This window comes from Nocardia sp. NPDC004278 (genome assembly GCF_053602975.1).
This window is the reverse complement of the sequence record NZ_JBSGEQ010000034.1, coordinates 77,650-88,379: the sequence shown is the minus strand read 5'-3', so window position 1 is coordinate 88,379 and position 10,730 is coordinate 77,650. Positions and strand designations below refer to the sequence as shown.

The 10,730-nt window shown below is 66.3% G+C and carries 6 protein-coding genes; 2 read left to right on the top strand and 4 right to left on the bottom strand.

Annotated elements, in window-relative coordinates; all coding sequences use genetic code 11:
- From ACWEO2_RS35695 to aroQ, 4 genes are all read right to left on the bottom strand, one after another.
- Window positions 1-241 (bottom strand): hypothetical protein (locus ACWEO2_RS35695; RefSeq protein ID WP_452409389.1); only part of this gene is annotated, 241 nt, incomplete at its 3' end.
- Entirely contained in the window at window positions 141-1,610 is a 1,470-nt protein-coding gene (locus ACWEO2_RS35690) for a glutamate synthase subunit beta (RefSeq protein ID WP_355189452.1), read from the bottom strand. The genes ACWEO2_RS35695 and ACWEO2_RS35690, both read right to left, overlap by 101 nt.
- 114 nt (window positions 1,611-1,724) lie before the next feature.
- Complete coding sequence (gene gltB, locus ACWEO2_RS35685; protein WP_452409388.1) at window positions 1,725-6,377, bottom strand: glutamate synthase large subunit; 4,653 nt, start codon at window positions 6,375-6,377, stop codon at window positions 1,725-1,727.
- A gap of 770 nt (window positions 6,378-7,147) precedes the next feature.
- Entirely contained in the window at window positions 7,148-7,741 is a 594-nt protein-coding gene (gene aroQ / locus ACWEO2_RS35680) for a gamma subclass chorismate mutase AroQ (protein WP_452409387.1), read from the bottom strand.
- A 259-nt stretch (window positions 7,742-8,000) separates the two neighbouring features.
- On the opposite strand from aroQ, the gene ACWEO2_RS35675 reads away from it, so the two are divergent.
- Both ACWEO2_RS35675 and ACWEO2_RS35670 read left to right on the top strand, forming a co-directional pair.
- A complete protein-coding gene (locus ACWEO2_RS35675; RefSeq protein ID WP_452409386.1) occupies window positions 8,001-9,812 on the top strand; it encodes a DUF4407 domain-containing protein in 1,812 nt (603 codons plus the stop codon).
- A gap of 244 nt (window positions 9,813-10,056) precedes the next feature.
- On the top strand, window positions 10,057-10,464 hold the full coding sequence (locus ACWEO2_RS35670) for a hypothetical protein (RefSeq protein WP_452409385.1): 408 nt from the start codon (window positions 10,057-10,059) through the stop codon (window positions 10,462-10,464).
- Window positions 10,465-10,730 lie beyond the last annotated feature (266 nt).

Here is a 10,730-nt window from a genome sequence, read left to right as displayed (position 1 = left end):
CCGCGGGCAAGGCCATCCGGAGCGGCAGCGCGGTGCGCACCAATTCGGGTCGCTGGTCGCAGCGGCCGTGCAAGGCGGTGCGGAATACCGCGCCGGACTCGAGTCCACAGGCGCCCTTCTCCGCTCCGGTAAGAGAGGTATTAGCGCTGGGCGACCGCCGTCGGGACGATCGGCGCGGGCAGCGCGGTCTCGCCTTCGAGGAACTTGTCGACCGCGGAGGCCGCGGCGCGACCCTCGGCAATGGCCCAGACGATCAGGGACTGGCCACGGCCCATATCACCGGCGACGAAGACGCCGGGAATATTGGTCGCCCAGTTCTTATCGCGCTGGACATTGCCGCGCTGGTCGTAGCCGACACCCAAACCTTCGAGCAGGCCCGGCTTTTCGGGTCCGGTGAAGCCCATGGCGAGCAGCACCAGATCGGCCTCGAGGGTGAAGTCGGTGCCCTCGACCTTCTCGAAACGGCCGTTGACCATCTTGACCTCGTGCGCCTCCAGCGCGGTGACCTTGCCGTCCGCGCCGACGAAACGCTCGGTGTTCACGGAGAACACGCGCTCGCCGCCCTCCTCGTGCGCCGAGGAGACCCGGTACATGAGCGGGTAGGTCGGCCACGGAGTGGAGGAGGCACGCTCCTCCGGCGGCCGCGGCATGATCTCGAACTGGTGGATGCTGGCCGCACCCTGCCGGTGCGAGGTGCCCAGGCAGTCGGCGCCGGTGTCACCGCCACCGATGATGACGACCTTCTTGTCCTTCGCGTGGATCGGCGGCAGACCGTTCTCATCGGTGACATCGTCGCCGAGCTGCACCCGGTTGGCCCAGGGCAGGAAGTCCATCGCCTGGTGGATGCCGTCCAGATCACGGCCCGGAATCGGCAGGTCGCGGGCCAGGGTGGCGCCACCGGCGAGCACGATCGCATCGAACCGCGCGCGCAGTTCATCGGCGGTGATGTCGACACCGACGTTCACACCGGTCTTGAAGATGGTGCCCTCGGCCTCCATCTGCGCCAGCCGGCGGTCGATGAAGCGCTTCTCCATCTTGAATTCCGGGATGCCGTAGCGCAGCAGACCGCCGATGCGGTCGGCGCGCTCGAAGACGGTCACGGTGTGACCGGCGCGGGTCAGCTGCTGTGCGGCAGCAAGACCGGCCGGACCGGAACCGACAACGGCGACCCTCTTACCGGTGAGGCGGGTCGGGTAGACCGGGGTCACCCAGCCCTCGTCGAAGGCGTTCTCGATGAGCTCGACCTCGACCTGTTTGATCGTCACCGGATCCTGGTTGATGCCGAGGACACAGGACGCCTCGCACGGCGCCGGACACAGCCGCCCGGTGAACTCCGGGAAGTTGTTGGTCGCGTGCAGCCGGTCGATGCCCTCCCGCCACTGGCCCTTGAAGACCAGGTCGTTCCACTCGGGGATGAGGTTGCCCAGCGGACAGCCGTTATGACAGAACGGAATACCGCAGTCCATGCACCGGCTGGCCTGGGTCTGCAGGGTCTGGTGCGAGAAATCCTGCTCGTAGACCTCTTTCCAGTCCATCAGGCGCAGCGGAACCGGACGACGCGTCGGCAGTTCCCGTTTGGTGTGCTTCAGAAATCCTTGCGGGTCAGCCACGTGCCGCCCCCGAATGGTCACAGCGCCTCGTCGACATCTTTGAAACTCCTTGGTCAGCCACGTGCCGCCCCCGAATGGTCACAGCGCCTCGTCGACATCTTTGAAACTCCTTGGTCAGCCACGTGCCGCCTCCATAATCGCCTCGTCGACGTCCGTGCCGTTCTTCTCGGCTTCGGAGATCGCGAGCAAAACCTTCTTGTATTCGCGCGGCATAACCTTCACGAAGTGGTTCACCTGCTGTGACCAGTCGCTCAGAATGCGTTCGGCGACAGCCGAACCCGTCTGGTCGCGGTGCTGGGTGACGATGTCGTGCAGCCAGGTGAAGTCGTCACCGACGAGCTGCTCGACGGCATCGGCCTGCTCCGGGTTGAGCCTGGCCTCGAAGGTGCCGTTCGGGTCGTAGACGAACGCGACACCACCGGACATACCGGCGCCGAAGTTGCGGCCGGTCTCACCGAGGATGACCACCCGGCCACCGGTCATGTACTCGCAGCCATGGTCACCGACGCCCTCGACCACCGCGGTGGCGCCCGAGTTGCGCACGGCGAACCGCTCGCCGACCACACCGTTGATGAACGCCTGACCGCTGGTGGCGCCGAACAGGATCACGTTGCCCGCGATGATGTTCTGCTCCGCGAGGAAGTCGGCCGGTGCGTTCAGCGACGGACGCACGATCAGGTGGCCGCCGGAGAGGCCCTTGCCCACATAGTCGTTCGCATCGCCCTGCACCCGCAGCGTGATGCCGGCGGGCACGAAGGCGCCGAAGCTGTTGCCCGCGGAACCGGTGAAGGTGATGTCGATGGTGTCATCGGGCAGGCCCGCGCCACCATAGAGCTTGGTCACCTCGTGGCCGAGCATGGTGCCGACGGTGCGGTTCACGTTCGTGATCTTGGTTTCGAACTTCACCGCCTGGCCACGCTCGAGCGCATCGGCGCTCTGCGCGATCAACTGCACGTCCAGCGCCTTGTCCAGGCCGTGGTCCTGGGCCTTGGTGCAGTACCGGTCCTGACGCATGAAGGCCGTCTCGACATCGTCGAGGATCGGCGACAGGTCCAGCCTGCTGGCCTTCCAATGTTCCTTGGCCTTGGAGGTATCGAGCATATCGACCCGGCCGATGGCCTCGTCCAGGGTACGGAAGCCCAGTTCCGCCAGCAGTTCCCGAACCTCTTCGGCGACGAACAGCATGAAGTTCTCGACGAATTCCGGCTTGCCGGTGAAGCGTTCGCGCAGCACCGGATTCTGCGTCGCGACACCGACGGGGCAGGTGTCGAGGTGGCAGACCCGCATCATGATGCAGCCCGAGACCACCAGCGGCGCGGTGGCGAAACCGAATTCCTCGGCACCGAGCAGCGCGGCGATCATCACGTCGCGGCCGGTCTTCATCTGGCCGTCGACCTGCACAACGATGCGGTCGCGAAGTCCGTTGAGCAGCAACGTCTGCTGGGTCTCGGCCAGACCGAGTTCCCACGGACCACCCGCATGCTTCAGCGAGGTCAGCGGCGAGGCACCGGTGCCACCGTCGTGACCGGAGATCAGCACCACGTCCGCATGTGCCTTCGACACACCGGCCGCAACGGTGCCGACACCGGGCTCGGCAACAAGTTTCACGTGAATCCGCGCCTGCGGGTTCGCATTCTTCAGATCGTGGATCAGCTGCGCCAGATCCTCGATCGAATAGATGTCGTGGTGCGGCGGTGGCGAGATCAGGCCGACGCCCGGCGTCGAGTGCCGCACCTCGGCGACCCACGGGTACACCTTGTGTGCCGGGAGCTGGCCGCCCTCACCGGGCTTGGCGCCCTGCGCCATCTTGATCTGGATATCGGTGCAGTTGGTCAGGTAGTGCGCGGTGACACCGAAGCGACCCGAGGCGACCTGCTTGATCGCCGAACGCCGCCAGTCGCCGTTCTCCTCGACCTCGAAGCGCGCCGGATGTTCGCCGCCCTCACCGGAGTTCGAGCGACCACCGAGTCGGTTCATTGCGATCGCCAGGGTCTCGTGCGCCTCGGCGGAGATGGAGCCGTAGCTCATTGCACCGGTGGAGAACCGCTTGACGATGGCACTGGCGGGCTCGACCTCGTCGATCGAAATCGGCTTGCGCTCACCGGTCTTGAACTTGAACAGGCCGCGCAGCGAGGCCAGCCGCTCGGACTGGTCGTCGACCATCTTGGTGTACTCCTTGAAGATCGAGTACTGACCGCTGCGGGTGGCGTGCTGCAGCTTGAAGACGGTGTCCGGGTTGAACAGGTGGTATTCGCCCTCGCGCCGCCACTGGTATTCGCCGCCCACCTCGAGCTCGCGGTGTGCGCGCTCGTTGCGGTTCTCCAGGAATGCCACGGTGTGCCGGGCCGCCACATCGGCGGCGATCTCGTCGAGGCCGATGCCGTCCAGATGCGAACGCAGGCCGGTGAAGTACTCGTTCACCAGTTCCTGTGACAGGCCGATGACCTGGAACAGCTGCGCACCGGTGTAGGAGGCGATGGTGGAGATGCCCATCTTGGACATCACCTTCAGCACGCCCTTGCTCGCGGCCTTGTTGTAGTTCGCGACGGCCTTGCCGTAGTCGGCGGCCAGATCGCCGGTGCTGCCCGGCATCTGGAGCCCACCGCGTTCGAGCAGATCCTCGATGGTCTCGAAGGCCATGTACGGGTTGATCGCGGCCGCGCCGAAGCCGACCAGCATGGCCATGTGGTGCACCTCGCGGGCGTCACCGGCCTCGACGACAAGGCCGACCATGGTGCGGGTGCGCTCGCGCACCAGGTGGTGGTGCACCGACGAGGTCAGCAGCAGCGACGGGATCGGCGCCAGCTTCTCATTGGACTCGCGGTCGGACAGCACGATGATCCGCGCGCCGCCCTCGATCGCCGCGGAGACCTGGGTGTTGATGGCCTCGAGCGCCTTGCGCAGGCCCTTGCCACCCTTCTTCACCGGGTACAGACCGTGCACGACCACCGAGCGCAGCTCGGGATGCGAACCGTCGTCGTTGATGTGGATGAGCTTGGCCAGCTCATCGTTGTCCAGGATCGGCTGCGGGATGGTGATCTGGTGGCAGGACTCCGGTCCCGGATGCAGCAGATCGGCCTCCGGGCCGAGGGCCCGGCGCAGGCTGGTGACCACTTCCTCGCGGATCGCGTCCAGCGGCGGGTTGGTCACCTGCGCGAACAGCTGGGAGAAGTAGTCGAAGAGCAGGCGCGGGCGCGCGGATAGGACCGCGATCGGGGTATCGGTACCCATCGAGCCGAGCGCCTCACCGCCGGTCTTGGCCATTGGCGAGATCAGCAGGTTCAGCTCTTCATTGGTGTATCCGAAGATCTGCTGACGGATGAGCACGCGATCGTGCGACATGTGCACGTGCGGGCGGTCGGGCAGATCGGCCAGCTTGGTGACACCGGCGTCGAGCCACTCCTGGTAAGGGTGCTCGGCGGCGAGCTGGCTCTTGAGCTCCTCGTCGCCGACGATGCGGCCCTGCGAGGTGTCGACCAGGAACATGCGGCCCGGCTGCAGCCGGACCTTCTTGACCACCTTGGCCGGATCGATATCGAGCACACCGACCTCGGAGGCCATGACGACCAGGCCGTCATCGGTGACCCAGATGCGGCTGGGCCGCAGGCCGTTGCGGTCGAGTACGGCGCCGACCACGGTGCCGTCGGTGAAGCACACCGATGCGGGGCCGTCCCACGGCTCCATCAGCATCGAGTGATAGCGGTAGAAGGCCCGCCGCTGCGGGTCCATGTTCTCGTTGCGTTCCCAGGCCTCGGGAATCATCATCAGCACCGCGTGGGGCAAGCTGCGGCCGCCGAGATGCAGCAGTTCCAGCACCTCGTCGAAGCGCGCGGTATCGCTCGCCCCCGGGGTACAGACGGGGAAGACCTTCTGCAGGCGGTTGTTGCCCGCCTCGTCGATGCCGAAGACATCCGAGCGCAGCAGCGCCTCGCGGGCCCGCATCCAGTTCTCGTTACCGGTGACGGTATTGATCTCACCGTTGTGCGCGACCCGGCGGAACGGATGGGCCAGCGGCCACGACGGGAAGGTGTTGGTGGAGAAGCGCGAGTGCACGATGCCGAGTGCGGACTCCACCCGGTCGTCCTGCAGGTCCAGGTAGAACGCGCGCAGCTGCGGCGTGGTGAACATGCCCTTGTAGACGAAGGTCTGACCGGACAGGCTCGGGAAGTACACCGACTCCTTGCCGACCGAGCCCTCACCCGCGCCCGCCTTGCCGAGCTCGTGTTCGACGCGCTTGCGCACGACGTAGGCGCGGCGCTCCAGGTCCATACCCGACAGCTGTTCGGCCGAACCCTTCGGCGAGCCGATGAAGATCTGCCGGAAGGTCGGCATGGCATCGCGGGCCAGGGCACCGAGGGTGGACTCGTCGGTGGGCACGTCGCGCCAGCCGAGCACGGCGAGGCCCTCGGATTCGACAATGCGCTCCAGGCCGTAGGCGGCCTTGGTCGCCTCGCGGCGGGCCTGCGGCAGGAAGGCGATACCGGTGGCGTACGAGCCCTCCGGCGGCAACTCGAAATCGACCACGGCGCGGAAGAACCGGTCCGGGACCTGGATCAGGATGCCCGCGCCGTCACCACTATTGGGTTCGGCACCTGCGGCACCGCGGTGCTCCAGATTCAACAGAGCCGTAATAGCCTTGTCGACGATGTCGCGGCTGCGGCGGCCGTACATGTCGACGACGAATGCGACACCGCAGGCGTCGTGCTCGTTCGCCGGGTCATAGAGCCCGATGGGTCCGGGGGACCTGTGGCCAGGAAGTTGCGTCATGCCTCTGCCTTCAAGAAAGTCGGCATCGATGAAATCGGCCTATGGGAAAGGGGGCCCTTTCGTCGATTGCCTCCGTCAAGACTGCGCCTGTACGTTGCGAAACCAGCCGCGCTGATGGTCTTCTTCGTGCAGTCACGTCTCCAGTTGTCCACCCGCTGCTGTGACGTATGGGTGCTCGTCGGTAACGGAACGCTTACGTGTTCCTTACCTCCGCGCGGGTGCTCGCCCGCTACGCTTGGGCTCCGGATTCACCGAGCCCGAGCAGGCGATAGTGCCGAACGTTATGTGTTCGGCGTAAGAGCAAACGATAAGTCAGGTCCGGGACCCAACCAACTTAGGTTGTGCTAATAACCAGCTTCAGCTGGGCTTCTTCAATCGGTCCTCCACGTGTGCGCGTTGTCCAGTGTAAAGCAGCGAATACGCCGGTATCGATCCCCTTGACACCCGGTGCCATCCAGCGACAAGGGGCGGACAGGAAACCGCGGCGCGGCGCACAGCGCACCCGAGAACCTGCGCTCACCTGCACCGAAGTGGATTTCCCCTGCTTCCCACGGCGCAAACCCGATCCGCGGTGGCTAACCGGTCAGCGGGCTGGATGAGACATTTCAGACAGGGGCGTGACAAGCGCACGATCCGATCCGACCGTCCGGACTGTTTTGCTTTCTGTGCAATTCAGCACATTTCCAGCAATCGAATTCAAGTGGGATACAACACATTTCCGAGCAGGGACGTATCCGTGCCAAAATGCATGTGTCCTTCGTCACATCGAACTAAGGGCCGCACAGTGCGGCGGCCGCCCGGACCAGCGCGGCCTGATGCAATGCGTCGGCACGTCCCGAGGTCAGCACCCCGAAAACCGACGGTGCCAGCCGCTCGGCACAGTTCGGTCCGGTGAGCTCGGCACGGCGCAGGGCGAGTTGGTCGACGATCTCCACATTGACCCGGTCGATCACCGGGCGCACGGCGGCCAGATCCGGCGGCGCGCTCGGCACTGCGGCCGGATCGAAGCGCCAGCGGGTGACCAGGCCGCGCTGGACGATCTTATTGGCCTCGATCTGCCCGAAGAACACCTGGCGGATCCAGGTTTCCGGTAGTCCGCGCTCGGCCCCGAGGCGCGCCATCGCGTCATATACCTGCGCCTCGCGTACCGGATCGTCGATCGAGGGCTGGCCGCCGTTCTGCGCGGCCGCCGCCCATTTGGCCGCGGCCACGGCATCGGCGGTATCGAGGCGTTCGGTCACTAGCGCGACAATGCGATCCAGGGACGGGCCGTCGTCGAGTGTCTGCGCGCGGCTGTCGGGCGCAGCCATCAGCAGGGCCGCCGCCACACACACCAAAACCCTTGCCGAACCTCGGAAAAACATTCGCAACACCCCGTCCGCCTGCCGGTTCCGATCCGGTCACCTACGTCAGATTAAGGGTGAGCGCGTGCCCAAGTCCGGGTGGCGGACCAATTTCTGTGAGCCTGACCACATCCCCGGTGCCTCATTCGGTGTGTCGCCGCCGCGCCTGTCACGCTGTGACAACGAATCTGTGACAGTTTCGCTGATCGTTTCGAGCGACCTGCAAACAGTCGCTAGCTGTGCAGCCACCATGACTGGGATGTAGAGGATGTGGGGTCCCATGACAGTCACCGGCTTGTTCACCTGGCTCGGCGGAGGTCTCGGGCGCGAACAGGATGGGACAGCACTCGACTACCCGCATGAGCGGGCCGGATACGCCGTAACCGGGACGGTCGTGCTGTTGTTCGCGACGGTGGCCGGGCTGGTCACCACGCTCGCACTGGCCGCGGCCGATGCCATGCCGCTACTCGCGATCGTCCTCGTCGCGCTGGTCGTCGCACTGCTGACCGGTGCACTGGCCCGCGCGCTGGCGACCGCGCGCCCCGCCAGCGGGCCGGACCGCCGCGGTCTGGCCGGACGGATCGCGATCGCGGTCCTGGCCGGGGTGCTGATCGCCGAACTCGCCTCGACGGTGCTCTTCGGCGGCACCATCGACCGGTTGCTGGATGAAAAGGCCCAGCGTGCGGTCGATTCCGCCCCCGCGGTGGTCGCAGCGCACGCCGAACTCGGGCGCAGTACGGCCGATCGCGCCGCGCTGGACCAGACGATCGCCAAGGCGCAGGCCGATATCGACCACGCACTGGTGATCGCCCGCTGCGAATACCACCCGACACCGGAATGCCCGCAGACCAGGATCACCGGTGTGCCGGGCCGCGGACCCGAATCGCAGACCGCCAACGACATGCTCGACGATGCACGCAAGCAACTGGCCGCGGCGCAGGGCCGGGTCGCCGGGTTGGACCGGCGGGTCGCCGATGACCAGAAGGCCGTCGCCGGGGCCGGTTCGGCCGCCTTCGCCGATGCCGATCGCGGCCTCGGCGCGCGCTGGCTGGTGATGAACGACTACACGACCGACGCGGCGGGTGCGTTCCTGCTGCGGGTGCTGACCATCGTCACCTTCGTCCTGCTCGCACTGCTGCCGCTGATCCTGCGGTGGTGGCGCGGCGAGACCTCGTTCGATCGGCGGCTGGCCTACCGCACCGTGCAGGACCAAGCCGAACGCAGCGCCGATGCCGCCATCGCGGTCAAGCGCGCCGAGGTGCGGGTCGAGGCCGAAAATCTGCGTGCCGAACAACAGCTGACCGCCGCCCGACTTGCCGTCGAGGCCGATGCCGCCATCGACCGGGAGCACCAGCGCACCCGGATCATCGCCGCCATCGGCGGACTGGAGATCGGCATTACCGAGCCGCAACGCCTGGATGAAAACCAGCATCGTGGCGAACTATCAGCCGCACCGGCTGGCAACCGAGAGGAAGGCCCCGTGTCTCAGGAAGGCATCGTGACACCGAACCTACCGGCGACCGTCAGCCCGGGGGCGCTGGCGCCGACCAGCGGAGCCGGTGCAGTGGTGCCGCATGTCGCGTCGAGCGCACCCACCGCGCCCAAGGGCGGCGGACTGGAACTTCCGCTGATCGGCACCGTGCCGTTCACCGATACCGCGGCCCGCCTGATCCGGCCGCTGGTCCCCTCGTTCGTCGCGAATGCGATCGACACCGCCACTCACCCGCTGCGCACCGCGCGGCAGGCCTTCGAAGAGGTCGAGGAGATCACCTTCACCCTGCGCCGCACCCGCAAGGTGACCGTGGACAGCCAGGATTCGCACCCACCGGCCATGGGTCACCCCGCTGCGCCCGGTTACCAATTGCCGCCCGGCACACCCGATTCCTGGCACGCCCAGCGCGTGGCCGCCACCGTCGTCCACGCGGACTACCCGCAGTACGCACCGGATCCGCGCTACTCGGCCCTACCCTCAGCCGCCGCACCTCAGGGCTACGGCCTTCCCCCAACCGAGCACCACGGCGAGCTCCCGGCCCGCGAACACAACGAACTTCCCGGCCGCCGGGGCCCGCGAGAACTCCCGCCCGCCAACTGACTTGCCACCGAGACGGGTCTCACGCGGACTCATCCGATCGGCCGGTTGCGTATCCGCTCCAGCAGACCGATGAACGAGGCTGAGCGGTTGGTTCGATGCCTGCACACGGGAGCGGCGGTGGACGGCAGATCAGGGCCGATAATGCGTCGCCTGCTGCTCATGTGTCCCGCCGGACTTTGTAAGGACGGCCGTGCGCTCCAAGGCGCGAGACAACTTGGGATCGGCCAGGCCGCGAACAGTTCCGATGCCGGTGCTGCTCCGAAACCGCCTGACCGTACGGGCGCGCGACTTCATCGCCGCCATCGGAGTGGCCGCGGGTTGCGTCGGCGCGGGTAATTTCGGCACGCACCAGCGCAACGAATTCACGGTCATCGGCAACGCGGTCAATAAGGCTGCGCGCCTCTGCGAACTCGCCGAGAACGATCTGCAACGCCTGGTCACGTCGGAAGCCACCGCCGCTGGTGAATTGGCCGAGGCGCGACATTGGCGAGTCAGTCATGCTGTGCGGCGCGTCACGTCGACTCGATTGGGACTGCCGGAGCCGGATCAGCCCGTCGGACTGCATAACCGGATCCGCACCCTTTATCCGATATTGGACATATACACAGAACCGGACAGGTGTTCTGAATCGGACAGTAATACCGGAGAATGACAAAGCAGCTGGTCAGCACCATTGTCCAGGACGCGAGGTGATCGGCGGCCTCGAATCGCGACCGGCGCTGGATGACGACGAGGTCGTCGACCTGGCCCGCGGGCCTGGAGCGAGAGCTGGGCGTAGACGGTACGTCGGCGCCCTTAGATCGAGTAAACGATTCAGACCGGTCGGCTTGCTATATGAAATCGCCCCTGCTCCGGAAGACGGAACAGGGGCGAAATCTCTACCGCGCTAGGCCGATGCGCACCAGACGTCCACAGCCG

Bases quoted from the DNA above. Each gene is read 5' to 3' on its own strand.
- gltB (WP_452409388.1), bottom strand. From the start codon at position 6,377: ATGACGCAACTTCCTGGCCACAGGTCCCCCGGACCCATCGGGCTCTAT.
- aroQ (WP_452409387.1), bottom strand. From the start codon at position 7,741: ATGTTTTTCCGAGGTTCGGCAAGGGTTTTGGTGTGTGTGGCGGCGGCC.
- ACWEO2_RS35675 (WP_452409386.1), top strand. From the start codon at position 8,001: ATGACAGTCACCGGCTTGTTCACCTGGCTCGGCGGAGGTCTCGGGCGC.
- ACWEO2_RS35670 (WP_452409385.1), top strand. From the start codon at position 10,057: ATGCCGGTGCTGCTCCGAAACCGCCTGACCGTACGGGCGCGCGACTTC.